Below are 25,271 nucleotides of genomic sequence, written 5' to 3'. Positions count from 1 at the left end.
GTCACCCCACCGTCGATTCTTCAACAAGGAAAGTATCAGCCACAAAAGGAAAGACCACGAAGAATAGCAGCGCCACTACCGCGATGCCGAGTATGACCGATTGCAGGGTTTTGGCCCACCGTGGCCCCGGTAGAACACTCCATAACGCCCGATACATCAGGTGACCTCGGTGGCGATTGGGGCGATTTCTGCGGGTGGGCCACTAGAGCGTGGGTACCACGCGTCGAACACGGCGTAGGCGATGATTCGCTCCGCTTCAGAAAAACGGGGGTGGCAGCTGGTGAGGGTGAGCAGACGCTCAGTGGGTTGGGCCTCTGGCTGGTGTGGAATGGGGGCGAGCACTTCCACTTGGGTGGGCCAGACGTATTCGAGGTTTCTAAATTGGTAGCTATACCAACCCTCTTCAACTTCAACGTAAAGGTGGTCGCCCACTCTCAGCTCACCGATGTCACTAAACGACGCGCCATAGGTGGTGCGGTGTCCGGCAATTCCGACATTGCCCAGTTCTCCGAACTGTGCTGTCTGGGGGTAACGCCCGACCCCCAGTTCGTGGCTATTTAATACGGTGGCGAGATCGACACCCTCAGCAATCGTTCGTGCGTAGTTTTCTCCAAAGCGCGGCACATATAACACCGCAAAGGCGTCGCCCTCGGCAGTCTCACCAACCACGGGCGGCTCGACTGGGGCGAGGGTGCCATCTGATTCGCCGCGAGCTTTTCCAAACATGTCATCGGTGTCGCTATCCCACTGCGAGGCGACCTCTGATGCTGAGCGGCTTTGGTTGGAGCCTTGAATCCAGTCGTTCACTCCCAGGTACCAGGCAAAAAACAATAAGCCCACGACCCCCAGAGTGAGGCTCGCCTCGCCTGCGATACCCAACCAGGAGTAGGGGGCGTTGCGAGTCGCAGCGTCCGTGGAAGTGTTGGAGTTCATCAGCTTCATTCTAAGAGCCCCCACCCGGTGTCACCCTCGAGTACACTCGTGGGCATGGCTGATCAAGGGCGCGGGCGTACTTCCGTGAGTGTTTCCGAAGAAGATGACAACAACCCACCGTGGTTCAAACCGGTGATGTTTGGCCTGATGTTGGTCGGCCTGGTGTGGATTTTGGTCTACTACATCGCGGGAACCGGGTGGCCCATCCCCCAAATTGGGGCCTGGAATATCGCGGTCGGCTTTGGAATTATGTTTGCCGGCTTCTTGATGACGACCCGCTGGCGCTAACAATAACGCAAGTGGCTTTAGTTACACCCATGTAGTTTCTCCCCACTGTTGACGGGGTTGTGGATAACCCCACACCGGGCGCAAGATCGGCGGCTTAGAGCAGAACGAAGCGGGCCGCAGTCAGCAGTACCAGGGCGCCCGTTGTCGCCCCGAAAACACCAGGAATTCCGCCAGGAATTTCACCGTCGCGCGCTTTCACGAGGCCCCAGGCGATAGCTAAGCCCACGAGCAGACCACCGATGTGCGCCTGCCAGGACACCCCCGGCACGATGAAGCCCAAGACCAAGTTGAGACCCAACACAATCAGCAACTGAGGGTTCGATACCCCGAAGCTTTGCTGGAGGACCAACAACGCCCCAAAAAGACCAAAAATGGCGCCGGAGGCGCCAATCACTGCTTGGCCATACCCCAGCCACAAGACAGCCACTGAGCCGCCCAGTCCGGAAATCATAAACAGCAGTGCGAAGCGCCCTGAGCCCAACAACCTCTCGAGGAGGGTCCCCAATACCCACAACGAATACCCGTTAAAGAGAATGTGGAAAAAGGACCGCTCTGAGTGAACAAATAATGCCGTGAGCATCCGCCACGGCTGATCCGGGGTGAGAGGCGGGAAATACAACGCCAAGTTTGTGACGATGCCGCCGCTCAACAACTGAGCCAGATACACCACCACAATCGTGGCCAACAGTGAATAGGTGACGGGCGCGTCAGCCCACCTCCCGCTACGACCAGCCCGGCGCACCGATTGGGGTTGGCGCGCTTTTGCTTCGGCCTGGCACTCCGGGCAGTGCACGCCCACGGGGGCCGCAATCTGACAGTCACCACAAATAGTTCGTGCGCAGCGCTGACACAGCACATAGCTCACCCTTTTGGGGTGGCGGTAACAATAATCGTCAGGCGACGACCCTTCCACAGTCACTAGGCGTCAGAAATACTGACCCGATGAATGATGACGTCGTCCACCGGACGGTCGTTCGCACCTGTGGGTGTGGCTTCAATCGCTTTCACCACACCTTGGGATTCCTCATCAAGGACAACCCCAAAGATGGTGTGGTTTCCCTGCAACCACGGAGTGGCTGCGGTGGTGATGAAAAACTGCGACCCATTGGTACCCTGGCCGCCGCGTTTGCCAGCATTGGCCATGGCGAGGAGGAACGATTCGTTGAAGCTCAACTCCGGATGAATTTCATCGTCAAACTGGTAACCCGGACCACCGGTTCCCGTGCCAAGCGGGTCTCCACCTTGAATCATGAACCCAGGAATGACGCGGTGGAAAATCACGTCGGTGTACAGGGGCTCAGAGACCGACTCACCGGTGGTCGGATGGGTCCAGCTGATGTCGCCAGTGGCCAGGCCGACGAAGTTCTTCACGGTTTTCGGGGCATGGTTTTCGAAGAGGCCGAGCCGAATGTCGCCGTGGTTAGTGTGCAGGGTCGCGAGGTGAGTATGCAATGTCATTCCCCTAGTCTGCCAGGCCAGTGGCTGTGCGCGTTGGGAGTTACCAAGAAGCCTCCCAAGGTTTTCTGCCAGAATGAGGGCAATTCCACTGGAGGGAGTGGTCCCATGGAACTTTCAAGAAAACGAGAGCGTGAACTCGGCCGTCTGAGCGATGACGCCGCTGAGCTCTGGCAAAAACAGCGCGACCTGCTATCGCGGGCAACAGAAGTGTTGCGTGAGGCTGGGCGTCAAGCCAGCGATATTGGACGTGGCGAGCTTTACCCGCACGCAAAAAGCTCCGTACAGCACGCCGTGAAGCCTGCCCTGGAGAAACTGCGCAAACACAAGCCCCAATCGGAACCGGCGCCAAAGATGGGTGCGGGCGCCTTCGCCTTAATGGCCATTGGTGCAGCCACCGTTGCCGTCGTGGGTTATGCGATTTGGAGCACTCTGCGTGCTGATGAAGATTTGTGGGTCGAATCAGACGACGCGTAGTTCCCCACTGAGGGCTCTCGCCCCGGTGATCTGATTTACCGAGGTCGGGAAATACGCCTCGTTAGGGGTGCATTGGAAGTCCAATTTCACCCGTCGGCTCCTTCAAGCGGTCCCGCTTCTTGACGTATACGCCTCTGCGTTGCGACGCGAGGAAACTTCCCAACACGACAAGGGGAAACCCGACAAGGAATCCGGGAGTGAGTGGCTCATTTAAGAACACCACTCCGAGGAGTATGGCGACCACCACATTCACGTAAACGATGAGCGTGGAACGGCCCGGACCGACCTCTTTAATGAGTTGAAAAAAGAAGATAAAGCCCAAGGCCGAAGCCACAACGCCGAGGTATGACACAGCGACAAGCGCGTTGGGGGGTGGCCCTGCGGCAATCTCGCCGGGAAGGTTCAACGCTGCCGGAATTGCATACACCGCGGAAACCATCATCATCGACAGAGTGATCACACCGAGGGTGGGGACGTCGTGCAGTTTTCGATCCGCAATGATCGGAGCAACGGCGTAGCCGGTTGCCGCTCCTAAGAGCATCAGCACCGGCAGCAGGGCAATCCGGCCCGAGAAAGCGTCAATGCCGACCAAGGCCACAACCCCAGAGAAACCCAGCACGAGGCCAAGAACAGTCATGGGGTGCCACGCTGAGCGATCACCCAACAACCCGATAATGAAAGCCGCGATGAACGGCACGGTGGTAATTAGTAGCCCGGCCAAGCTCGAGGACACCGAGCGTTCCGCTTCAGTAATCAATGCCCAGGGACCCACCATTTCGATGGCGGCAAAAGCCAACACAAAAGGCCACGCTTTCAGGGCGGGACGTAAGGCACCTCGCGCCAACGCAATCGGCAGCAACACGAGGGCTCCAATGGTCACTCGAATCCACACAATGCTGGGCGTGGAGAAGGACTCAATGGCGAGCGCGATGAAGAAATAAGGCGTTCCCCAAATGATTCCCGTGATGAGGAAGTAGACGAAACCCCGTGCAGACATCAGGCCATGCTAGTACCCCTCAACGCCCCATTTTGACCACTATGGGGGGGAACACAAAGGGGGCGAGTCCGACATGGACTCGCCCCCTTATGAGGTGTCTGTGGGCTACTTGACGGAAGCCTTCAACTTCGATCCAGCCGACACCTTCACACTGTTTGCTGCAGCGATCTGAATGGTCGCACCCGTCTGGGGGTTGCGTCCGGTGCGAGCTGCACGGTGGGTGCGCTCGAAAGCGATCCAACCGGGGATAGTAACTTTGGTGCCCTTCTTCAGTTCACCGGTAACAACAGTGAACATTGCGTCGAGTACACCGTTCACAGCGGCCTGAGTGTGGCCGGTCTCAGCTGCAACAGCAGCAACGAGCTCTGAGCGATTCATTTGGTCTGGTCCTCCTCGGACTTTGTGAGCGAGCTAAACCCGGTATCACCGAGCCGTTAGAAAGCTACCAGCTGGACTTCGTGATGCCCGGTAATTCGCCACGGTGTGCCATATTGCGGAATCTCACACGAGAAATGCCGTATTTGGTGAGCACACCACGCGGACGACCATCGATTGCGTCGCGGCTGCGCACCCGAATGGGGGACGCATCGCGTGGCAGCTTCTGGAGGCCTTTGCGGGCTGCTTCGCGTGACTCGTCGGTACCCTTCGGGTCGACCAAAGCCTTCTTCAGCTCGAGACGCTTTTCGGCGTAGCGCTCGACAATGACCTTGCGCTGTTCGTTCTTGGCAATCTTTGACTTTTTCGCCATCGGTTATCGCTCCTCGCGGAATTCCACGTGCTGACGCACGACTGGGTCGTATTTCTTCAGCACCAAACGGTCGGGGTCATTCCGGCGGTTCTTCCGGGTGACATAGGTGTAGCCGGTGCCAGCTGTCGACTTCATTTTGATGATCGGTCGAACATCTTGTGCCTTAGCCATTAGAGCTTCACCCCCTGATCGAGAAGCTGGCGCACAACGGCGTCGATGCCTCTCGCGTCAATCACTTTGATGCCCTTTGCGGAGAGTGTCAGGGTGACACTGCGCTTCAAAGAGGGCACAAAGTACGTCTTCTTTTGGATGTTCGGGTCGAAGCGTCGCTTCGTCCGACGGTGTGAGTGCGAAATGTTGTGGCCAAAGCCTGGCTTCGCACCTGTTACTTGGCAGACTGCTGCCATGGTTTCCTCCTGTTGATTACCGTGAGACGAAAGGGCCTCACCCAAGATCACTTGTCGGCACGCAGCTCAAAGAATCGATTTCTCGAGGGTCTGTGAGCGAACGCACAAGATGGGCGGAAAACCGCTCAACCCTTTGAGTGTAGGGGGTTGGAGGGTCAATTACCAGTCGAGGCGTTGTGACAGTCAGGGCAGAGGCCAAAAACGTCGACGACGTGTTCCGGTTCGAAGTAGCCATGCGCCTTGGCCACCCCTGAAGCCCACTCTTCGACTGGCTCAGCAGAAATCTCTGTGGTGGCTCCGCAGCGGCGGCACACCAAATGGTGGTGGTGGCCGGGACGACAGGCCCGGTAGACGGTCTCACCCTCTCGAGTCAGCGAGTCAGCAACTCCCTCATCAGCCAGCGCGGTCAGCGCCCGGTAGACAGTGGCAAGGCCGATTGCTGACCCAGAATCTCGCAGCGCCTGGTGCAGGTCTTGTGCGCTGGCAAAGCCTGGCGTCCGGTCGAGTAACTCCCGGACTTCATCGCGTTGTTTGGTTCGACGTTTCACGGCATTTTCCGTCGGTTGAATACTTCCTGGCCATCGGCAGGGTCGTCGTGGATGACATCTAACACGTTGTTGCCCACTCCATGTTCGGGATGTAGGGCACCGAGGCCGTACGCCTCGGCGAGGTGCTCCGCGGTGAGTACTTCTTCGGGGGTGCCACTGGCCACTACTCTTCCGGCCATCAGTAAGACTTGGTCGGCAGAGCGGGCTTCCTCAAGATCGTGGGTGGTGTAAATCACCGTGCAACCCTGTTCTGGTTCGTCGTGAATGATTTGATCAATCACTTTTGCCGAGGGAACATCCATGCCCGTGAGTGGCTCATCGAGCAACAACATACTGTGGTCTTGGGCGAGCGCTTGGGCCACAAACACGCGTTGACGCTGACCACCGGAGAGTTGGTGGATACTGCGGTTGGCGAGATCGACAATGTCGAGTTGTTCCATTGCTTCCAACACACGCTTCTTATCTTTGGCTCGCAATCGTCCAAGCGCCCCCAGGGTCGCAAACCGTCCCATCCGCACCACTTCACGAACAGTCATCGGAATTCCTGGTGTGATGGGCATGTGCTGCAGCACATATGCCACATCCGATAGCGCTTCTTCAGGTTTCTTGCCGAGGACCTGTAGCTCCCCCTGGTCCACTTCGAGAAGGCCGGTGATGGCGTGGAGGATGCTCGACTTTCCACTTCCGTTGGGGCCAATGATGGCCACTGTGGACGCTGGGGCAATACTGAAGCTGGAGGGTTCGACAACAACAGTGCCCTCGCGGACTATCCGAATGTCTGTGGCGACAATCGCGTTCATACGCTGGCCTCCACCCGGGGGGTTCTGATCAGACCCATCAGTTCGCGAACCCCCATCACGAGGAAAAACAGGACAACGGGGATGAGTGCCATGGTGGCGGAACCAGCAGTACCCAAGTAGAAGCTGAGCGTCAGCCCAAGCCATACGGATCCGACACCAATCAGCGCCGCCACGACCATGAGCCGGGGAATGGTGCGCACGAGGAGGCTGGCCACAGCGGGTGGTCCAATGAGCAAGCCAAGGACCAGAAGTGTTCCCACCGACTGGTAACTACCGATGATGGCTAATGCGATGAGGGCCAGCAGGATTGCGTGTGTGGTTCGAGGGTGGAGTCCGAGTAAGTGCGCTTTGTCTCGATTCACACTCAAGACCACCAGCGGCCGGTACAACAGAAGAGACACAATCAGCACAATCGCCAACAACACGAGTTGTCCAGTGATGTCCGACCAGGAGACGCCCAGGGCGTCACCGAAGAGGATGCTGGTGAGAGAGCCGGCATAGGAATCGAGTCTCGACAGGATCACCACACCGAGTGCCAGCATTCCGACAAACAACAAACCAATAGACGTATCAACACCCAGTGGGGTGCGCCGCTGAACCCATTCGATGGCGACCACCATCACGATGGCCGCGAGCGCCGCACCCAGTAGTGGGCTTTGGCCCAACACGAACGCCGCCGCCACACCGGGAACAACACCGTGCACGAAAGCGTCCCCAAAGAAACTCATCCCTCGCAGGACCAGCCAGGTTCCGACCGTGGAGGCCATCAACGCAGCAAGCGCGCCCCCGATGAGGGCGCGCTGCTGAAAGCCGAAGCTAAAGGGTTCTAACAGCCAATCCACACCCCTAGCTTCCCAGGGCGTTGGCCATTGCGCGAGCATTCGCTCGCATCATGTCCTGGTAGGTGCCAAATTCGCTCTCTGGCTCCCCGATACTGCCCAGGTAGAGGGGCACTACTTGGACGTCGCCGCTTTCCGCGGCAATGGAGTCCAGCAGATCGGAGGGCACGTGGTAGTTACCAAACAGTGTGGTGAGCCCTCGGGCTTCGATTTCTGAGATCAGGGCGGCCAGTTCTTGCGAGCTTGGCTCGGCAAGTGTGCTGCCCCCTTCAATGAGTACGCCGGCGATGTCGAAGTTGTAACGCTCAGCGAAGTAACCCATCACTTCGTGGTCGGTCACCAGGACACGGTCCTCCTCGGCGATGACCGACAGGGTGTCAATCACTTCTGCTTCAGCATCTCGAATGGATTGGGCCACTTCCACTCCGCACTGCTCAAAGGTTGCCCCCACGGTGGCCTGGAGTTCGCCACCGAGTAGTTCAGTGGCTTGCGCCACCCGTTCCATGTCGAGCCAGAAGTGTGGGTCAAATTCACCGTGGTCGTGACCATCATGCGCGTCTGCGCCTTCTTCTTCTGCATGGTTTTCTTCGCTGTGCTCATCTTCAGCGTGATCGTCGTGACTGTCATGCTCGTCCTCAGCGTGATCGTCCTCCGCAAACGGCAGAGGGTCGGCCATTTCCGCTAACCGGTAGACGACACCCCCTTCTGCTTCGAGTTCTTCCAGCGGGCCCACGAGGCTTTCTTCGAGGGTCAAGCCGTTGGCGATGACTACTCCAGATTGGGCAATGGTCGCCAGTTGTGCAGAGGAGGGCTGGTAGTCGTGGGGGTCAACGCCCAGTGGCATTAACACTTCCACCTGGTAGGCGGGGTCATCCACACAGGCCACCATCTGTTCGACGACGCTGCCCAGCACAGTGGTGGTCACTGAGAGGGTAGTGGTCTCGGGCGATGCGCTAGGCGCCGTTTCTGTCTCGGTGTTTTCGTTGGCGGCTGGGCCTTCTTCTGCGGTGCAACCCGCGAGAGAGAGTGCCGATACTGCGGCCAAAGCAATAAGGGTTGATGTTTTCATAACCGTGACGTTACACGATATTGAGAATCATTGTCAATAAGGCTAATCGAGGAGGAGGGCGGGCTCCTCCATCACACTGGCCACATCCGCGACAAAACGGCTCGCCACATCGCCATCGACCACTCGATGGTCGAAACTGGCCGCGACTGTGGTGACCATCCGCGGCAGCACCTCACCATCAACCACCCACGGCTTAGGTTTAATCGTCCCCAGCGCCACAATCGACACCTCACCGGGATTGAGAATCGGCGTTCCCGTATCCACCCCAAACGACCCCAGGTTGGTAATCGTGATGGTCCCCTGCGCCATATCTTCCGCAGTGGCTTTCCCCTCGCGGGCTTTGGTCGTCAAAGCCTCCAGGGCTGCAGCAAGCTCGCGCAAACTCATGGTGTGAGCGTCCTTGATGTTGGGCACAATCAAACCCCTGGGTGTCGCGGCAGCAATGCCCATATTCACAAAGTGGTGGACGATGATCTCTTCATCGGTCCAGGTGCTGTTCACGGAAGGGTTTCGCTGAACCGCCCAAATCATGGCCTTCACCATGATCAGCAGCGGCGAAATACGAATACCCGCGAACTCGTGGGACGCCTTCAGGCGCTTGACAAACTCCATGGTGCGAGTGGCGTCGACGTCGACAAACACTGACACGTGCGGCGCACTGAACATACTGGTGACCATCGCATTGGCAATGGCCTTACGAACGCCCTTGACGGGAATCCGCTCTTCACGCTCGCTTGGCCAACCAGGGGTATCCAGGTTGCGAAACACTTTGGCCTGGTCGGCGTGACGTGTGACATCTTCTCGAAGAATCTCACCACCGACACCGCTCGGGCTCACCTCAGCAAGGTCCACCTCGAGCTCCTTTGCGAGTTTTCGCACCGGAGGTTTCGCCAGCACCGGAACACTGTCCTGAATGGGTGCCCTCGCCTCAGACTTCCCCGCACCAGCCTCTGCCAGTTTCTCTCCCGAGACATAGCGTCGGGTGCGGGTCGGCTTCTCATCGGACGCCGCCCCATAACCCACCAAGTTTTTCGGCTCAGCGGAGCCTTCATCGTGAGCGACCGTGGATTCCACGTCGCTCACGGCCTCACTCACCTCGGCGACCACCGGATCCGGAGCAGGAGCATCCGGAGAGGCATCCCGAATAGTGAGAATTGTTGCCCCCACAGCAACCGTGTCACCCTCCTTCGCCAATACCGCCTCGACGGTTCCTTCAAAAGGTGACGGCAACTCGACGAGGCTTTTGGCCGTCTCAATCTCGCAGACCACCTGGTTCAAGCTCACCTGGTCACCGGGAGCCACCTTCCAGGAGACAATTTCGGCCTCGGTGAGACCCTCCCCAACATCGGGTAATGGGTAAGAAACCAGCGCCATGTCACACCTCCACAGATCTAGTACGCCATTGCCCGGTCAACCGCATCAAGTAGGCGGTCAACGCTTGGCAGGTACACCGACTCGAGTTGAGCCGGTGGGAAAGGCGCATCAAAACCAGAAACCCGAATTACCGGTGCTTCCAAAGAATAAAACGCCCGCTCGGTCAAAGTCGCAGCAATTTCACTACCCACACTCACAAAACCGGGAGCCTCCTGGGCGACCACGACACGACCGGTGGACTGAGCGGAGCGGACCAACACGTCCCAGTCAATAGGCGAGAGGCTTCGAAGGTCAATGACTTCCGCACTGGTTCCCTCGCCTTCGGCGACCTCGGCAACCTGCATCAACGTAGTCACCATTGCACCGTGACCAATCAGGGTCACATCGGAACCGGGCCTGACGACTACCGCGTCGTGCAGCGCCACCCCTGGATCATCGGTATTGACTTCACCCTTGTGCCAATAGCGACTTTTCGGTTCCAAGAAAATCACCGGATCGGGTTGGCTGGCCACCTCTTGAATCATCCAGTAGGCGTCATGGGGCGTTGCTGGACTGACCACTCGAAGCCCCGGGGTGTGAGCAAAATACGCTTCCGGGCTTTCTTGGTGGTGCTCCACCGCGCCAATGTGACCCCCATAGGGAATACGGATAATCACCGGCATCGAAAGCGTGCCCTCATAGCGCGACGTCAACTTCGCAAGCTGCGAGGTGATTTGGTCGAAACCCGGGTAGACAAAGCCGTCAAACTGGATTTCACAAATTGGCACATAGCCGCGCATGGCCAGGCCAATGGCGGTGCCGATAATGCCCGACTCGGCCAGAGGAGTGTCAAACACGCGCTGTGGGCCAAACTCCCCCAGGAGGCCCTCGGTGATACGGAACACACCGCCCAGTTGCCCTACTTCTTCACCCAGGACTAAGACAGAATCATCGGAGCTCATCGCCCGGCGCAACCCGTCGTTTAAGGCTTTAGCCATTGTCAGATTCACTGGCCATCACCCTTCTGCACAAACGAACCTTCGAATTCTTCCAACCACGCCGCCTGAGCCTCGAGGGGTTTATGCTCACCCGAATACACGTGGGCGAAAATGTTTGTGCTCGGTGGTGGCTCGAGCGCCAACACGTCTTTTCGCAGGTCGCTGACCTCGTCAGCTGCCTGCTGGTCGACCTCGGTGAAAAATGACCCGGGGGTGCCTTTGCCCTCCAAATAGGCGCGAAAACGGGCGATTGGGTCGCGGGCGGTCCAAAATGCTAACTCGTCGTCGTCGCGATACTTCGTCGGGTCATCACTGGTGGTGTGAGCGCCAATTCGGTAAGTCAGCGCTTCAATAAATTGCGGACCCGCACCTGATCGAGCATCATCGAGCATCTGCTGGGTCACGGCGTAACTGATCAACACGTCATTGCCGTCAATTTGCTTGCTCGGCAAGCCATAACCCGCAGCGCGGTGGAACAACGGTGTTCGCGACTGGACTCGAACCGGAGTGGAAATGGCCCAGTGGTTGTTTTGCAAGAAAAACAGCACAGGCGCCTGGTAGCTCTGAGCAAAAACCATTGCCTCGTGGGTATCGCCCTGGCTGGTAGCCCCGTCACCGAAATACACCATGGTGGCTTCATCGCGGGAGGGGTCACCGGTGGCAACATCTCCGTCCAGCGAGATGCCCATCGCGTAGCCGGTGGCGTGGAGGGTGTGAGAACCAATCACCAATGTATAGAGGCGGAAATTGTTGTGCGTTTCCGGGTCCCAGCCTCCGTGTGTGACCCCGCGAAGCATGCGAATGATTTGTAGCATCGATACCCCACGCAGCCGCGCCACCGAATGTTCCCGGTAGGCGGGAAAAATGCTGTCTTGAGGTTTACTGGCCAGAGCAGAACCGACCTGGCAGGCCTCCTGGCCGATAGCCGGCACCCACAGCGCCATTTGACCTTGGCGTTGAAGCGTCCCTGCTTCATAGTCCAACGCGCGGGTGATGGCCATGGTCGAATACATCAACTGGAGTGTTTGTTCGTCCAACGCGTCGATGACGTGCCAGTAGCGATCGTGGGCCTCACCCTGCACCACACTGCCATCAGGGGCGAGGAGGGAAAGGGTGTCCTTCGAGAGAGGCATGCGCCTAGCCTAACCGCGGGCTGTGGTGTCGTTCTCGTAGACCAGACACAATCGAATGCTTTTTTCTCCATGGCTTAGCCACACAAGGGGCATCCTTTTGGTCAATGACCGCAGGGAGGGCATAGTGGAGGGATGTTGAGATTTGTCATGCGCACCCTCGTCACAGCGCTCGCGTTGGGAGTTGCCGTCTGGGCCGTTCCCGGCTTAGAGATGACTTCCTACTCTGAATCCGAAACGGAAATCTTTATTGGCGCCCCGAGTATGGAGACGGCTCTCACCTACCTGCTGGTCGCCATGGTGTTTGGTGTCATTAATGCCATCGTGGGCAACACCATCAGAATTGTCGCTTTCCCCCTCTACATACTCACCCTCGGACTGATCGCCCTGCTGGTCAACGGGCTCATGCTGTTGATCGTCCACCAGTTTTCCCAGTGGATTGGTTTTGGACTCTTTGTCGACGACCTGTGGACGGGAGTTCTTGGCGCGCTGGTATTGAGCATCACCAGTTGGATTATTGGGTTGTTTTTTCGCCCGCTGCTTCGCCGCCGCTGAGCTCTTGAAGGCTGAGGTCTTGACGGGCTTCAAACCAACGAGCCTGGCCTCGTGCTGCAGCGGGTAAATCGTCAGCCCACTGGGACAACAGCTCCGCCTCGGACTGGTCAATTCGGGTAGCCGTCTGAAAATAACGGTCACGGGAATGAGCACCGGCCACATCGCCCGTCACTGCACCACTGTCAGTTTCCACCACAGTGTGCCCGCCGGCGAGTGGCTGACCCGCCAAATCGACGACCAGGTCGTCGCGGTGTTGAATGCGAAGCGCCGGGTAATCACCGCCGGCGGGTTGGGATCCAACCGGCGCCCCAATAGTGATCAAGCCCTTGGTGTCATAGCGTCCCGATTCGGCCAAGGTTGCCGCGACTGCTCCGCCCTGCGAATGTCCCACAAAGACCACCCGATCGCCTGGTTTCACCCCCGCCTGGCGCATCGCCCGCTCCGTCACCATGGTGGCTGCTGCGGGAGCCCCCGCCACCAACGCCAGGTTGGAGCGCATGTCAAAAGGGTCAGTGTTCTCCTCAAGACTCCACGTCCTTGTTCCCGATACGAACACTTCCGCGTGGGAAGAACCATCGGCAATTGTGTAGCGCTCAATGCGCACCGGGTTGGAGCCTTCAGGAATTCGGGCAATCCGCTCAGCTACTCCCCGAGAAATCCCCACCCCCTCTTGGCGGTCCACTTCCCAGGTCGATACCACCGGATGGTAGGGCTGATCGAGACTGCGTAGCGCCTGTGCCGCGTCATCGAGGGTGGCACCAGGCGCACCGCCTCGCACACCGGCTTGACCAAGCAGTGACCAGACCAGTGCGCGACCAAAATGGTCGCGGGTCGAATCCCACAGGGTGGTGCGCCAACGCTCCTGCTCAGCAACCTGTTGGGTGTAGGCGACAAGTGATCTGCGCAACCACGACACATCATCGACGGCGCACGACAGTCGGGCCCTCGTCACCTGGTAGCCGTCAGGCCGATACGACGACCCCGGGTGATTGACGATTTGCTCGACATCGGCCAACACGGAACCGATCGAGTCCAGGCCTTGACTGACCACCAAGATTTCTTCGGTGGCCACCTGGTGGCCGCCTGGGGAGGTAATTACCAAAGTACTCACCACGCACCTCCCGCCAGGCCCTCCTGATCACGGTGTCTTCGAAGGCGCTGAAGGTCTTGTTGACATCGATAGGACAGTTCCCCAAATTCTTGTTGCAGGGCCTGTAGCTCCAGCAGAAGACTGTCTTGCTGCGATGCGGCAAGAGTGTGTGACGACCCCCGCCAGTGGGGGGTCTCAGGAAGGTTGCGCGCGTCGACCACCGCTCTGCCCACCTGTTCCCGGGCTCGGTTCACACTCTCAAGAACTCGCTCGATATCGGCTTCGTCCACAGCAACCCCCGGGGCTACTTTCCGGGTGACACCAGTTGCGGCGGGCCGTCATGAGTCACTCTGGGCAAACCAAGGCGGTGGGCGACGCGGTGGACAAAAGTCAGTCCCCGTGGTGTCCCTCCAGATCCCCACGAAAGAGGGGGAGTTGAACACGAAATTGGGTGCGCCCTGGTTCTGACCAGACATCGACTGAACCGCCACAGGCGTCGGTAATGGTCTTCACAATGGCGAGGCCCAAACCGGTGCTTCCGGTTTTTCTCGAGCGTCCAAAATCACCGCGCCTGAAGCGCTCAAAAAGCTGACCGATCATGTCCGGTTCAATCCCCGGGCCATCATCAATGACATCGACCACGGCGTGCTCATCGCCCACCTCTAGTGAGACTTTGACGGTCGTGCCCTCCGGGGTGTGGACCCTGGCGTTTTGGACAAGATTGGTGAGTACTTGGAAGAGTTGGTTCTTATTCGCCCACACCATTACGGGGTAGTCGGGAGAGTCCAGCTCCCAGTGGTGACCGGGAGCTCTCGCAATCGCATCACTCACCACATCCCCCGCTACGAGGGAGAGGTCCAGTGCTTCTTTCGGGAAGCTGGCCCCTTCATCAAGGCGGGCCAACAAGAGAAGGTCTTCGACCAATCCCGTCATCCGAATCGATTCGGATTCGATTCGCTGCAGCGAGCTACCCACATCTTCGGGAAGGTCCTTCGCGTGACGGAGGGTGATTTCTGAATACCCCCTAATTGACGCGAGCGGTGTGCGCAATTCGTGACTGGCATCAGACACAAACTGGCGAAGAGCATTTTCGGAGTGTTCTCTCGCTTTCAGAGCACCATCGACGTGGTCCAACATCTGATTAAGTGCCACGCCCAGTTGGCCGATTTCTCGATCGGGCCTGGCCAGATCCGCCGGCACCCGTTGGTTGAGGTCGACGTGGCCACGGTCCAACGGCTGGCCAGCAACCTCGAGCGCGGTTTGTCGCATCCGATCAAGCGGCCTCAGCCCCACGCGCAAAGCCCACATTCCCAACAGCGCGGCAATCCCAATCACCAGCGCAGTGATCACAAAAATGGCGCCCTGCAGTTGGGCAATCGTTTTTCTAATGTTGGTCATTTGTAAGCCCACAACGAGGTCCGTCTCACCGGCACTCTCGACGGCGACAAGTCTCGTTTCACGAACAACGCCACCGAGAAAATATGTTGAAGGCTCACCCGGGGTGAACTCTTCTCCCACGAGTTGGCGCAAAGCCAAGGGCTCGATTGCGCGCAGGACACCCTCCGAATCGATGACAGCGCCTTGGGCTTGCTCAGGACCGACCACCGCAATCACGGTCCCCACAGTGAAGCCTGGTCGCTCAAGTCGCGAACGCGGACCAGGAAACAAGGCGGAGTCTTGCTCGAGTGAGGCCGCGACACGGTTCGCCGTCGAAATGAGCTCACGATCAAGATCGGTCAGTAGTTGCCTCACAACCATCGCTGTGCTGGCAAACCCGATGAGGATGCCGGCCAGAAGAATCAGCGAAAGGCCCCCAAAGACGAGGCGTCTGCGGAAATCTTTTGGTGGGCCACTGCGGGTTTCAGCCGCCTTGGTGGGGTTGCTTCCGCTCACGAATCGGCGGCTTTAATCATGTAACCCACACCGCGAACGGTGTGGATGAGGGGTGGGCCCAGGGTGTCAATTTTTTTACGAAGGTAGGAAATGTAAATTTCGACAATGCTCGGCTTGCCACCAAAGTCGTAGCTCCACACCCGATCCAGGATGTGGGCTTTGGAGAGGACCCGGCGGGGGTTGTTCATTAAATAGCGCAGGAGTTCAAATTCGGTCGACGTCAACTCGATGGGAGTATCACCGCGATAGACCTCGTAACTGTCTTCGTTCAAACTCAAATCTCCCACCCGGACAATGTGGGCGTCATCTGTGGTCTCTTGACCCACCCGCCGCAAAATTCCTCGGAGCCTTGCGACAAGTTCTTCCAAACTGAAAGGTTTGGTGACATAGTCGTCGCCTCCCAGTGTGAGGCCTTGGACGCGGTCATCAACGGCGTCTTTCGCGGTGAGAAACAACACCGGGAGCTGGGAATCGCTCTCGCGCAACTGTTTCATCAGCGATAAACCGTCACCGTCGGGAAGCATGATGTCCAACACGGCAATGTCGTGGGGGTTTTCATGGTGAAGCCGGAGGGCGTCTTTCGCCGTATAGGCCACCGAGGCGACCCAGCCTTCGTGACGAAGGGCCATAGCAACCAGGTCGGCTAAGGGTTCTTCATCATCGACAACGAGCACTCGGATACTGGGGGCGGAGCTTGTTGAGGCAGCGGCGTGGTCTTCAGCGTTCATGGGTCACAGTTCACTCGCCTTTTCTGTATAAAGTCTATGAATTTTCTATGACTCGCGAGGGAGTCGGGTTGGGCCGCCCGGCAGCCGATACGCCAGAATGGAAACCCGGCCACAACTTCTGGGGGTTTCGCAGTGTCATCTTCTCTCATTTCACCCCTGTCGCCGCTCGATGGTCGCTACTCCCACCTAGTCGCCGACCTTGCTGACGTCTTCAGCGAGCACGCCCTGAACCGCACCCGGCTCGAAGTCGAAATCGCATGGTTCATCACCCTCACCGATCACGGCGTCGGTGATGCTTCCGCGCTGGAGGCTAAAACCAAGGAGTCGCTTCGCGCCCTAGTGAACCAATTCGACTCGGCCGAGGGTGCTGTCCTGAAAGCCATCGAAGACACCACCCAACACGACGTCAAAGCTGTCGAGTATTACCTTCGTGAAAAGCTCGTCGCGTTGGGGCTTGGCCATCTTCAAGAACTGACCCACTTTGCCGCCACCAGTGAAGACATCAACAACCTCTCCTATGCACTGATGGTGAAGCGCAGTGTGCACACGGTGTGGCTTCCCGCCGCACAACAGGTCCACAAAGAATTGGTTCGCTTAGCTCGCGCGTGGCGGAGTGTTCCCATGCTCGCAAAAACCCACGGCCAGCCCGCGACACCCACCACTTTTGGGAAAGAAATTGCGGTGTTCGCGCACCGACTGGCCGGACAACTTGCCCGGGTGGAGGCGCGCCACTTCCCCGGCAAATTTAATGGGGCAACCGGCACCTACTCAGCCCACGAAGCGGCGTGGCCACAGGCCAACTGGCCCGCGATCTCCCAGTCCTTCGTCGAAGGTTTGGGGTTGACGTGGAACCCCCTAACTACCCAAATCGAGCCACACGACGGGCAAGTAGAACTTTTTCAAGCCCTGCAGCAATCCGGCCGCGTCGCCCACAACCTGTGCACGGACATTTGGAGCTACATCTCCATGGGCTACCTGCGACAAATCCCGGTCGCCGGAACAACTGGCTCGTCCACCATGCCCCACAAAATCAACCCCATCCGTTTTGAAAACGCCGAAGCAAACCTCGAAGTGGCGAGCGGGCTCTTCGACACGCTTGCCCAAACCCTCTCGACCTCAAGGCTGCAGCGCGACCTGACCGATTCGAGCATGCAACGCACCATCGGAATGGCTCTCGGCCACCAGATGGTCGCCTGGAAAAACATCTTGCGTGGCTTAGGCGAAGTGGACATCGACGCCGACACGATGGCAGCTGACTTAGAGGCAAACCACGAAGTTCTTGCCGAAGCAATCCAGAGCGTCATTCGTGCGGAAATCGTTCAAGGACACTCGCAGATTGATGACCCCTACGACGTGGTCAAAGGCCTCACCCGCGGGGTGAGGGTGACCCCTGAGACATTTCACGCCTTCATTGAGTCACTGGATATCAGCGCTGGCGCGAAAACCCGACTTCTCGCGCTCACCCCCCACACGTATGTGGGACTGGCCGATTCCCTCGTGGACTACTTAGAGGACTAGTCGTTGCCCGAATCGGGCTTATCTTTTTCACCCTCAGGGGTGTTGTTGGGAGTGACCGCCAGCAACAGCATCGCAATCACCATAATCACGGCAACAAAAGTGATTCCGGATGCAATAAACGCCGTCACCACATCTCTCGTGACCATCAATACGGTCAAGCCGGCAAACAGCGCCAACACTCCCGCGATTGCCACGAACTCCACCGGCGCCATCAGGCGGCGGGCATTGTTAGTCCCCACTAGTTATCCTCCCCGGACCTATTCTGGTCGTTTGCGCCAGGGCGTGCGCTGAGTGCGGCAATCACCACAAAGACAGTCAACATCGCCGCCCACACACCCGCGAGACCGAGCAACCAGTACACCTCGGGTGGAACAATCAACACCAACAGGCCAAAAAAGAGTGTTCCGACCCCGACAGTGATCCAGTCACTGCGAATCGCCTGCGCACGTTGTTGGCGAAAACCTTGAACGACACTCGCCCCACCAGCGACTACAGCCCACACCACAATTGACCAGGTCAGTAGCGCCACCGACCCGGTGGGCACAAACCACAGTGTGAAGATGCCGATGAGTACCGCGGTGAGACTGTGGCCCACCCACCAGCTCCACCACCCGGTGGGTCGGCCTGAGGCGATCAGAACACTGGTGTGGGCTACACCCAAAATCACCAAAAACCCGCCCCACACGACAAGGCCCACCTGGGCATCTTCGATGCGGTTAAAAATACTCACGACGGCCAACACTGCCGCCACTGCCGCGCTGGCGACATCTAACCGGATGGAGACCTTTACCGGGTCTAGAGCTCCACTCACGAGGATTCGGTTTTCGCCATCGCCAAGATCTTGTCAAACATGGCCTTTTGGCCCCGGCGGGCCTTCTGCACAAACGCTTTCGCTTTTTTCGCGTCCTCTTCGGACCATTCGGGCGGGTGCGCGAGGACCGCCCGGGCATCTGCGGGGCGAACAATTCTGTGGGAGAGGCCAGCGTCTTCGAGCATTCCCTCGACTTTGTGGCTATTGGATGTCAACGCGAGGAAAGGAGTGCCCGTCAGCAGACACAAGCACACTCCATGGAAACGACCCGTCACGACCAGCTCGGCAGACTCCAAAGCCCCCATGAAGCCGTCCAGGGGAACCATCTCCAAGTGTCCCCTCATGCGGCGCACCGCATTCTTAGTTTTCCCCCGAATGAGCAGCGCTCTCTTAAAGATTTGGCGCAGACGAAGGCGCAGCGTGATGGGGAATGTGTCATTGAATGGAGCAGCGAGGCGCTCAAAGTCTTGATCAGAATAGTCACCGCGGTGTCCCCGCGGTGGCGTCATCGTCACGTAACGAGAACCGGGATCTTCACGGAATAAGCGGTAGAGCAAATCGGTGGCCGGCATCCCCACAGCGTCGGTATACACCCGACCGGAGCGCTCCGGTAACGGTGTGGCTGAGCGGTAATCCCACCCAAGTGTCAAGTCCGGAACGGTCTTTGCTGTGAGGCCCGCGGCAACAAACTGTGCCTCACTGCGCGACTCGCGCACAAAACGCAACAGAAAATCTTCCGCCTGATGGGCCATCTCGGAGTTGTTGTCCTGCCACACAGAATTAATGAGGAAGACCGGAATGCCGCGTTCTTTGCAGTAAGGCGCAACAGCGACCAGCGCTTGGGCCCGCTGAGCTGAATGGTGCAGGGTTCCCTCGCCATTAACGATTACCGCTGCCGCCTGATCAATCAGTTTGGTGTGGACCCGCCAGGTGGAATACACCGACACCGTTTTCACGTCGAAGCCGGCAGCGGCGACAACATCCACGATGCGCATCATCACGACCTTGCAGCCGTAGTGGGGGATTGCTGCCGTGTCGTTTAACACCACAATGGTGCCTCGGTGTTGCGCCACGACGTGTCCTCTCTCGGTGCTGGGTAATTCTTTTTTCAGTGTGTGTGGGGGCTTCTTCGGTGAGACCCACCAGGCCACCACGCTAGTGGCTTAGTTCACCTCGGGTGAGGCGTGAAAGCGCTCGGGTGGAACCTGGCCCAGGATGTAAGACCTCTCAACATCAGGGTCGTGTGCCACCACCCGGTTTCGCCCGTGGGCGATATCCGGGGTGCGAAAAAAATCAAAGCCATACAGATCGAGCTGCTCTGGTGACGCCAACGTCCTAGTCAGAAGATCGACGGCCATCGCCCCGGTCGAGGGGCGGTGGCCCAACTGTGTAATGAGCGCATCCTGCCAGGACGCCGGGTAATGCAAAAAGAAGCCCGCGAGATCGATACCAAAAAGGCTGCGCCCTTTTTGAGACATCAAGACCACACCGCGGCGTGCGGACCTCTTCGCCTTCCATAAAAACATGGCCTTTGCGCGAATGGTGCCACCGGTCAGAGTGAGAAACACATAGTCGGTGCGTAGCCCTGTGCTCTCTGGTTGCAGGGCGGCGAAGGCGCCCTGATTGATGCGCACCACAATGTCGTGGGAATCAATATCGGGCCCGAAATCGGAACTCAACAGGCTCTCGGCACTACCCACGAGGGCCACAGTTTTCTCGTGCCACGGAAACACACCCGGGTTAGCCATCATCGCCTCCGGTGGCGACTTGGAACACTCGACCGGGTGCCACGGCCGATCGGACAAATTCTTCTTCAGCAACCGGGTCGTGGGGTGCCGCTTTGATAATCCCGGTATAGGTCGTCGGTGAACCCCAAAAATCGAACCCGTACACACTAATTTGTGACACGTCGGCGACGGTTCGACGCAATAGGTCGACGGCCATCGCGCCCGTTGAGGGCCTCGCACCCAATAACTCGTGAAGTTCTCGGTGCCATTCCACCGGGTACACCGGAATGAGATGTTTGAGGTCAATACCGAAAAAGGTTCTCGCTTTAGGCGTCATTGCCACCACGGTGCCCGCCCTCATGCGGCCCCTGCTATACATCCACGCCTTATCCCAGGCGTAACCCGAGAGCGACATGAGTAACACGTCAGTGCGCACCCCGGTCGATTGAGGGCGAAGCTCGATGAAAGCTCCCTGGTTGATTCGAATCACACACTCCGCGCGATCAATCTGTTCACCGAACTGTCCCTGCCACACGCTGGAGGCATTGCCCACCAACGAAATGGTCTTCTCAGTCCACGGAAACGGCTTCACCACGGGCGTTACTCCCCCGGCCAGGCGCCGTCAACAATGAGGTCAGAGAGTTCCCGAACCGCTCCTCTGCCGCCACGAGCTGTCGTGACATAGTTCGCCACCTTCTTGACCGCAGCAACCGCATCAGCCGGGGCGACTGCCACTCCTGCTTTTTCAAGACAGTCAATATCCGGCAAATCATCACCCATGTATGCCACAACAGACCAGTCCATGCCCCGCTTTGCCACTTCAGCTTCTAACACGTCAATTTTTCGGGACACTCCCACGTGGACGGGGTCAATTCCCAGTCGGCGTAAGCGTTCCACTCCCGCCGTTGAGGCAGAAGAAGAAATCACCACCACATCCCGCTCAGATTGAACAAGCCTCACCACACCGAGGCCGTCTTTGATGTCGAAGACCCGACGGTGCTTGTCCTCATCGTCAATGGACACGGTGCCATCACTTAAGACTCCGTCGATATCGAGAACCACCAGGCGAACCGCCTGGAAGGAGGCGATATCGAGGGCGCTCACCGCGAGAGTTCCCAAATGGCCTTGAGTTTGGCGAGGATACCCTCCAACTGACCAGTGGGGATCATGTTGGGCCCATCGCTGAGGGCATTATCCGGATCGGGGTGAGTTTCTAAGAACAAACCATCGACTCCGACCGCAACGGCACCTTGAGCCAACGGGGCCGCAAGCCAACGCGCACCGCCGGAGCTCCCGTCCATCGCACCGGGCTGTTGGATGCTGTGGGTGACGTCGTACACCACGGGAGCGAACTCGCGCATGATGGGGAACGAACGCATATCAACGATGAGGTCGTGATAGCCAAACGTCACGCCGCGTTCGGTGAGGAACACATTGGGGTTACCCGACTGTTGCACTTTCTGCACCGCAAAGCGCATATCCCGAGCAGCCATAAATTGGCCCCTCTTGATATTCACCGCGCGGCCAGATTTACCCGCGGCAATCAGAAGGTCCGTTTGACGACACAAAAATGCCGGAATTTGCACGACGTCGGCCACTTCCGCGACAGTCGGAATTTGACCGCTTTCGTGGACGTCGGTAATGACCGGCATCTCAAACTCATCTTTGACCCGCTGGAGAATACGCAGCCCTTCGTCCATGCCGGCCGAGCGGTAGGAACCAATCGAGGTGCGGTTGGCTTTGTCGTAGGAGGCTTTAAACACGACATCGATGTCCAACCGCTCACCCATGGCTTTGACGTCTTTGGCGACCTGGAGGGTGAGGTCTTCGGTTTCAATTGCGCACGGCCCCGCAAAAATCACCAAACGGTCACCACCGAGTTGAATCTTGTCGGTGATGGAAATAGACGGTGCTCTAGTCGGCATCATGCGGGGATCTCTCTGTGTAGTTGGTGGATTGTCACAACACCTTTCACCACGTCATCACTGACGACGGGGAGGGCAGAAATAGCTCCGGGCTGGTGGCCCTCCATGACCGACAGGGCGTGGGCCAACAGGGCCTCCGGTCCAATGGTGGTGGGTTGTGTGGTCATCACTTCGCCCACCGTCACGCCGGAGAGGTCGCTCACTTCAGTGAGTGCGCGACGGAGGTCACCGTCACTGACCACACCAAGCAGGTGATTGGAGTCGTCTCGCACCACGGCAAGGCCGGTCGGGTGCTTACTCATTTCAATGGCCAAGTCGCGCACACTGTGCTCAGGGTTCAGGCTGGGGATTTCATTCTCACCGGCCATGATGTCGGCCACGGTGCGATTAAGTCGTGCGCCTAGTGCCCCATTCGGGTGGAACTGTGCGAAGTCGGCACTGGTAAAGCCTCTGGCTTCCATCAAACACACCGCGAGCGCGTCACCCAGTGCGAGGGCAACAGTGGTCGACGATGTCGGCACGAACCCTTCGGGATCTGCTTCTCTTTGCACGGACGCGTCAATAAACACATCCAGTTTCGACACGATGGGGCTGTGGCGATCTCCCACAATTCCAATGAGTGCGATGTTTCTCCTGCTTGCAAAATCGACCAACTGAGCGAGATCAGCACCCGAACCGCTCTTAGAGAGCAAGATGATGGCTCCTGCCCGATCCACGGAACCCAGGTCGCCGTGAAACATTTCTGAAGTGAGGTAGTAGTGGCTGCGTGTTCCCACACTGCTCATGGTTGCCGCGAGTTTGTGGGCGATGTGTCCGGATTTACCCGCACCGGTCAGGATGACGTCTGCGGGTTCTCGCTCCAGGATGAGCCGGGCCGCAGCGGCGACCTGCTCCGCACAACGAGCCGCGACGGCGTCAAGAGCTGCCCGTTCGGTCTCTAAGACCTCTCGGGCTCTGGCTACCAGCGCGTCATTAGTCATTAACGCCATCTTTCAGCATCCGCTCGAGGTCTTCGGGCACATCGACGGCGCGGGGACGATAGTCGGTCACAAAAGTGGCGATCGGGATGTCGTTTTCGAGAAAGCGCAGCTGTTCGAGCTTTTCGCGCTTCTCGAGCTCGCTCTCTCCAAAGGACGCAAAAGCTTCCACCGCTTCAGGGCTATAGACATACAGTCCGACGTGGCCCCACAGTTCAGCGTCAGGTTCGGCGCCGTCACGATCGTGAGGAATGACAGCCCGGGAAAAATACAGGGCTCGACCCGAATGTGATCGAGCAACTTTCACAATGTGCGGAGTCTGGCCGTCCTCGAGCGAAATTCGAAAGATCGGAGTGCACACGGCTAGCCCCCGATCGAAAAAGGAACTGATGGACTCATTAATGAGGGCCGAGGAAATAAAAGGGTCGTCAGCTTGGACATTGACTAACGCCGACGCATCGAGTGCGCCCGCAAGTTCGGCCACCCGCTCTGTCCCACAGCGCGCGTCCTCTGAGGACATTGTGACGTCGGCGCCGAACCCTCTGGCAACGTCTGCCACTTCTTCGGAGTCGGTGGTGACGTGGACGAAGTCCGCACCCACAGCGTCTTTGGCTCTCTCCCAAACCCGCTGAACCATAGGTTTTCCACCGACATCGGCAAGAACTTTGCGGGGGAAACGCGTAGAGGCCAGCCGTGCTGGAATAATGACGTGGGGCTCTGGCACCCGTCCAATCTAGCGCGAGCCCCCAGAGGAGGACGACATGAGGTTGCCTCGTCCTCTCCGACGCCTCTTAGATCCACACACGGCCCTCATTACCGGCTTCAAGTCTGCGCTGAGGGCTGGTGATTCCGAAACCATCGCAAAGCTCGTCTCCTCCCACGGACGCCGACTGTCTCTCGGCTCGAGCGAGCGCGACACTCTCACGGCACTGCTGGTGGGACGCCTCGACGATTCGGTGTCACACGAGGAGGCCAGCCGCGGTTTTGTGGAACTGGCTCAGACCCTGGGTAAGGGTCGTCTTTCCTCGAGAAGCTGGATCACACTGGAAAACCTCTCCCGAACGGTGGGGTGTTTTCTGGCTTCTGATGCTTTTCGTCGTGCCGCCGTTGCCGTGATTTCGGAGGGTGGAACACCTTCGGAGCATTTTCTCGCAGCCCTCCACGACAGGAACCTCACCGAAGCAATCCGTATATGGGAGAACACCACCGGTGGTAATCCGGGTAGCCCGCTGTGGGCCGATGCGGGCCATTACTTGTTCCTGTGGAGTGGGGGCCACTCGGGCATGTCCCAGTTCGACACCGACTCAGAGTTTTCTCGCGTGGTGTCGAACCATCCGGCGATTGTGATGGGCCCCGCTCCCACCTCACTGACCACACAAGACCTGAACGGCCAGACGTTAACCGCGCGGGTCATCATGCAAGATGTCTTAAGTTGGGACCCCGCCACTGACCCTCTGGGCGGTGCGTGTGACTTGGCTTATGCCAGTCGGGAGACGAGGAACTGGATTAGTGAGTCCGATTCTTGGTCTGCCCTTGGAGCGTTCCAGGCGGTGAGTTTTCGATTAGACCAGTCGAATGCGTCCCTTCCAAACAGTAGCTCCACCGTTCTTCGTGCGGCGGCCGACCCTCGGCTGTTGATGTTGGGAGGGTCGTCGCCCAACATGATCCCGTTGATGGTCTGGGACCTGCTCAAAGTGCCCGAGGTGTCTCTCACTCTCGGTGGCACAACATTTTTTGCCTCCCACACCGCGTATACGGCAGGTAACCGACGCTTTAAACACACCCTGGGGCGGGGCACGGATGAAACAGGTAGTACTGGGCAGCGTTTTGAGCGCTGCCCTACCTTTGCCCGACACAACGTCACCGAGAACCTCACCCTGGTGGCGAACCTTCTCCAGGGGGGTGCGTTGGTCGCCGACAAGGAAACTGCGCAGGTCGCGGGGATGTCAACCGGCGAGTACCTGGCGACATTAGATGAGCTTTACGGCAGGGACCGTGCGTAGCG

At 58.3% G+C, this 25,271-nt stretch carries 34 protein-coding genes; 5 read left to right on the top strand and 29 right to left on the bottom strand.

Annotated features, from left to right (window positions below):
• Window position 1: 1 nt before the first annotated feature.
• Together C3B54_RS08795 and C3B54_RS00950 are read right to left on the bottom strand one after the other, a co-directional pair.
• On the bottom strand, window positions 2–157 hold the full coding sequence (locus C3B54_RS08795; RefSeq protein WP_170006121.1) for a hypothetical protein: 156 nt from the start codon (window positions 155–157) through the stop codon (window positions 2–4).
• Window positions 157–933, bottom strand: a complete 777-nt coding sequence (locus C3B54_RS00950) for a class E sortase (protein ID WP_158665452.1) — start codon at window positions 931–933, stop codon at window positions 157–159. Before C3B54_RS00950 ends, C3B54_RS08795 begins: the two co-directional genes overlap by 1 nt.
• Before the next feature lie 54 nt (window positions 934–987).
• On the opposite strand from C3B54_RS00950, the gene C3B54_RS00945 reads away from it, so the two are divergent.
• Window positions 988–1,221 carry a cell division protein CrgA gene (locus C3B54_RS00945; RefSeq protein ID WP_104914174.1) on the top strand — a complete coding sequence of 78 codons (234 nt, stop codon included), beginning with the start codon at window positions 988–990 and terminating at the stop codon, window positions 1,219–1,221.
• A 94-nt stretch (window positions 1,222–1,315) separates the two neighbouring features.
• On the opposite strand, the gene C3B54_RS00940 is transcribed toward C3B54_RS00945, so the two are convergent.
• Window positions 1,316–2,020, bottom strand: a complete 705-nt coding sequence (locus C3B54_RS00940) for a rhomboid family intramembrane serine protease (RefSeq protein WP_158665451.1) — start codon at window positions 2,018–2,020, stop codon at window positions 1,316–1,318.
• Between the two features lie 119 nt (window positions 2,021–2,139).
• Window positions 2,140–2,679 carry a peptidylprolyl isomerase gene (locus tag C3B54_RS00935; RefSeq protein WP_104912841.1) on the bottom strand — a complete coding sequence of 180 codons (540 nt, stop codon included), beginning with the start codon at window positions 2,677–2,679 and terminating at the stop codon, window positions 2,140–2,142.
• 105 nt (window positions 2,680–2,784) lie between these two features.
• Between C3B54_RS00935 and C3B54_RS00930 the strand changes: the two genes are divergently transcribed.
• Window positions 2,785–3,153, top strand: a complete 369-nt coding sequence (locus C3B54_RS00930) for a hypothetical protein (RefSeq protein WP_104912840.1) — start codon at window positions 2,785–2,787, stop codon at window positions 3,151–3,153.
• A gap of 61 nt (window positions 3,154–3,214) precedes the next feature.
• On the opposite strand, the gene C3B54_RS00925 is transcribed toward C3B54_RS00930, so the two are convergent.
• From C3B54_RS00925 to C3B54_RS00870, 12 genes are all read right to left on the bottom strand, one after another.
• Window positions 3,215–4,150 carry a DMT family transporter gene (locus C3B54_RS00925; protein WP_104912839.1) on the bottom strand — a complete coding sequence of 312 codons (936 nt, stop codon included), beginning with the start codon at window positions 4,148–4,150 and terminating at the stop codon, window positions 3,215–3,217.
• 105 nt (window positions 4,151–4,255) lie between these two features.
• Window positions 4,256–4,528 (bottom strand): HU family DNA-binding protein, encoded by a 273-nt coding sequence (locus C3B54_RS00920; RefSeq protein WP_104912838.1) that lies wholly within the window; start codon window positions 4,526–4,528, stop codon window positions 4,256–4,258.
• A 64-nt stretch (window positions 4,529–4,592) separates the two neighbouring features.
• Window positions 4,593–4,898: a 30S ribosomal protein S14 gene (gene rpsN, locus C3B54_RS00915; protein ID WP_104912837.1), complete on the bottom strand. Its 306-nt coding sequence runs from the start codon at window positions 4,896–4,898 to the stop codon at window positions 4,593–4,595.
• A 3-nt stretch (window positions 4,899–4,901) separates the two neighbouring features.
• Window positions 4,902–5,069 (bottom strand): 50S ribosomal protein L33, encoded by a 168-nt coding sequence (gene rpmG / locus C3B54_RS00910; protein ID WP_104912836.1) that lies wholly within the window; start codon window positions 5,067–5,069, stop codon window positions 4,902–4,904.
• Window positions 5,069–5,305 (bottom strand): 50S ribosomal protein L28, encoded by a 237-nt coding sequence (gene rpmB / locus C3B54_RS00905; protein ID WP_104914173.1) that lies wholly within the window; start codon window positions 5,303–5,305, stop codon window positions 5,069–5,071. The genes rpmG and rpmB overlap by 1 nt, the downstream gene beginning before the upstream one ends.
• A gap of 155 nt (window positions 5,306–5,460) precedes the next feature.
• The gene (locus C3B54_RS00900) at window positions 5,461–5,853 is read right to left on the bottom strand and encodes a Fur family transcriptional regulator (RefSeq protein ID WP_104912835.1); all 393 of its coding nucleotides are present in this window, start codon (window positions 5,851–5,853) and stop codon (window positions 5,461–5,463) included.
• The gene (locus tag C3B54_RS00895) at window positions 5,850–6,653 is read right to left on the bottom strand and encodes a metal ABC transporter ATP-binding protein (RefSeq protein ID WP_104912834.1); all 804 of its coding nucleotides are present in this window, start codon (window positions 6,651–6,653) and stop codon (window positions 5,850–5,852) included. Before C3B54_RS00895 ends, C3B54_RS00900 begins: the two co-directional genes overlap by 4 nt.
• Entirely contained in the window at window positions 6,650–7,495 is an 846-nt protein-coding gene (locus C3B54_RS00890; RefSeq protein WP_104912833.1) for a metal ABC transporter permease, read from the bottom strand. Before C3B54_RS00890 ends, C3B54_RS00895 begins: the two co-directional genes overlap by 4 nt.
• Before the next feature lie 4 nt (window positions 7,496–7,499).
• On the bottom strand, window positions 7,500–8,561 hold the full coding sequence (locus tag C3B54_RS00885) for a metal ABC transporter substrate-binding protein (protein WP_104912832.1): 1,062 nt from the start codon (window positions 8,559–8,561) through the stop codon (window positions 7,500–7,502).
• Window positions 8,562–8,603: 42 nt separating this feature from the next.
• Window positions 8,604–9,935, bottom strand: coding sequence for a dihydrolipoamide acetyltransferase family protein (locus C3B54_RS00880; RefSeq protein ID WP_104912831.1), 1,332 nt, complete (start codon window positions 9,933–9,935; stop codon window positions 8,604–8,606).
• A gap of 17 nt (window positions 9,936–9,952) precedes the next feature.
• Complete coding sequence (locus C3B54_RS00875) at window positions 9,953–10,912, bottom strand: alpha-ketoacid dehydrogenase subunit beta (protein ID WP_104914172.1); 960 nt, start codon at window positions 10,910–10,912, stop codon at window positions 9,953–9,955.
• Window positions 10,913–10,920: 8 nt separating this feature from the next.
• Window positions 10,921–12,045 carry a thiamine pyrophosphate-dependent enzyme gene (locus C3B54_RS00870; RefSeq protein ID WP_104912830.1) on the bottom strand — a complete coding sequence of 375 codons (1,125 nt, stop codon included), beginning with the start codon at window positions 12,043–12,045 and terminating at the stop codon, window positions 10,921–10,923.
• A 132-nt stretch (window positions 12,046–12,177) separates the two neighbouring features.
• On the opposite strand from C3B54_RS00870, the gene C3B54_RS00865 reads away from it, so the two are divergent.
• Complete coding sequence (locus C3B54_RS00865; RefSeq protein WP_170006119.1) at window positions 12,178–12,597, top strand: phage holin family protein; 420 nt, start codon at window positions 12,178–12,180, stop codon at window positions 12,595–12,597.
• On the opposite strand, the gene C3B54_RS00860 is transcribed toward C3B54_RS00865, so the two are convergent.
• The 4 genes from C3B54_RS00860 to C3B54_RS00845 form a co-directional block, all read right to left on the bottom strand.
• Complete coding sequence (locus C3B54_RS00860; protein ID WP_158665450.1) at window positions 12,557–13,708, bottom strand: alpha/beta hydrolase family protein; 1,152 nt, start codon at window positions 13,706–13,708, stop codon at window positions 12,557–12,559. The genes C3B54_RS00865 and C3B54_RS00860 overlap by 41 nt on opposite strands.
• Complete coding sequence (locus C3B54_RS00855) at window positions 13,705–13,977, bottom strand: hypothetical protein (RefSeq protein ID WP_104912828.1); 273 nt, start codon at window positions 13,975–13,977, stop codon at window positions 13,705–13,707. The genes C3B54_RS00860 and C3B54_RS00855 overlap by 4 nt, the downstream gene beginning before the upstream one ends.
• Window positions 13,978–14,077: 100 nt before the next feature.
• The gene (locus tag C3B54_RS00850) at window positions 14,078–15,580 is read right to left on the bottom strand and encodes a sensor histidine kinase (protein WP_104912827.1); all 1,503 of its coding nucleotides are present in this window, start codon (window positions 15,578–15,580) and stop codon (window positions 14,078–14,080) included.
• The gene (locus C3B54_RS00845; protein WP_104912826.1) at window positions 15,577–16,308 is read right to left on the bottom strand and encodes a response regulator transcription factor; all 732 of its coding nucleotides are present in this window, start codon (window positions 16,306–16,308) and stop codon (window positions 15,577–15,579) included. Before C3B54_RS00845 ends, C3B54_RS00850 begins: the two co-directional genes overlap by 4 nt.
• A gap of 132 nt (window positions 16,309–16,440) precedes the next feature.
• Here C3B54_RS00845 and purB point away from each other — a divergent pair, with 132 nt between their 5' ends.
• A complete protein-coding gene (gene purB / locus C3B54_RS00840; RefSeq protein WP_104912825.1) occupies window positions 16,441–17,826 on the top strand; it encodes an adenylosuccinate lyase in 1,386 nt (461 codons plus the stop codon).
• Here the strand turns inward: purB and C3B54_RS00835 are convergent.
• The 9 genes from C3B54_RS00835 to kdsB all read right to left on the bottom strand — a co-directional run bounded on the left by C3B54_RS00835 (window position 17,823) and on the right by kdsB (window position 23,990).
• Window positions 17,823–18,065, bottom strand: coding sequence for a hypothetical protein (locus C3B54_RS00835; protein WP_158665449.1), 243 nt, complete (start codon window positions 18,063–18,065; stop codon window positions 17,823–17,825). The genes purB and C3B54_RS00835 overlap by 4 nt on opposite strands.
• Window positions 18,065–18,637 carry a hypothetical protein gene (locus C3B54_RS00830; RefSeq protein WP_104912823.1) on the bottom strand — a complete coding sequence of 191 codons (573 nt, stop codon included), beginning with the start codon at window positions 18,635–18,637 and terminating at the stop codon, window positions 18,065–18,067. Before C3B54_RS00830 ends, C3B54_RS00835 begins: the two co-directional genes overlap by 1 nt.
• Entirely contained in the window at window positions 18,634–19,710 is a 1,077-nt protein-coding gene (locus tag C3B54_RS00825; RefSeq protein ID WP_158665448.1) for a polysaccharide pyruvyl transferase family protein, read from the bottom strand. Before C3B54_RS00825 ends, C3B54_RS00830 begins: the two co-directional genes overlap by 4 nt.
• Window positions 19,711–19,800: 90 nt before the next feature.
• Complete coding sequence (locus C3B54_RS00820; protein WP_104912821.1) at window positions 19,801–20,388, bottom strand: glycosyltransferase family 29 protein; 588 nt, start codon at window positions 20,386–20,388, stop codon at window positions 19,801–19,803.
• Window positions 20,378–20,959, bottom strand: coding sequence for a glycosyltransferase family 29 protein (locus C3B54_RS00815; protein ID WP_104912820.1), 582 nt, complete (start codon window positions 20,957–20,959; stop codon window positions 20,378–20,380). The genes C3B54_RS00820 and C3B54_RS00815 overlap by 11 nt, the downstream gene beginning before the upstream one ends.
• Before the next feature lie 5 nt (window positions 20,960–20,964).
• Window positions 20,965–21,468, bottom strand: coding sequence for a KdsC family phosphatase (locus tag C3B54_RS00810; RefSeq protein ID WP_158665447.1), 504 nt, complete (start codon window positions 21,466–21,468; stop codon window positions 20,965–20,967).
• Complete coding sequence (gene kdsA / locus C3B54_RS00805; protein WP_211286299.1) at window positions 21,465–22,292, bottom strand: 3-deoxy-8-phosphooctulonate synthase; 828 nt, start codon at window positions 22,290–22,292, stop codon at window positions 21,465–21,467. The genes C3B54_RS00810 and kdsA overlap by 4 nt, the downstream gene beginning before the upstream one ends.
• Window positions 22,289–23,269 carry a KpsF/GutQ family sugar-phosphate isomerase gene (locus C3B54_RS00800; RefSeq protein ID WP_158665446.1) on the bottom strand — a complete coding sequence of 327 codons (981 nt, stop codon included), beginning with the start codon at window positions 23,267–23,269 and terminating at the stop codon, window positions 22,289–22,291. The genes kdsA and C3B54_RS00800 overlap by 4 nt, the downstream gene beginning before the upstream one ends.
• On the bottom strand, window positions 23,262–23,990 hold the full coding sequence (kdsB, locus tag C3B54_RS00795) for a 3-deoxy-manno-octulosonate cytidylyltransferase (protein ID WP_158665445.1): 729 nt from the start codon (window positions 23,988–23,990) through the stop codon (window positions 23,262–23,264). The genes C3B54_RS00800 and kdsB overlap by 8 nt, the downstream gene beginning before the upstream one ends.
• A 37-nt stretch (window positions 23,991–24,027) precedes the next feature.
• Between kdsB and C3B54_RS00790 the strand changes: the two genes are divergently transcribed.
• Window positions 24,028–25,269 carry a hypothetical protein gene (locus C3B54_RS00790; protein WP_104912815.1) on the top strand — a complete coding sequence of 414 codons (1,242 nt, stop codon included), beginning with the start codon at window positions 24,028–24,030 and terminating at the stop codon, window positions 25,267–25,269.
• Window positions 25,270–25,271 lie beyond the last annotated feature (2 nt).

The organism is Pontimonas salivibrio (assembly GCF_002950575.1).
Lineage (GTDB): Bacteria > Actinomycetota > Actinomycetes > Actinomycetales > Microbacteriaceae > Pontimonas > Pontimonas salivibrio.
This window is presented reverse-complemented; position numbering and strand designations above follow the sequence as displayed.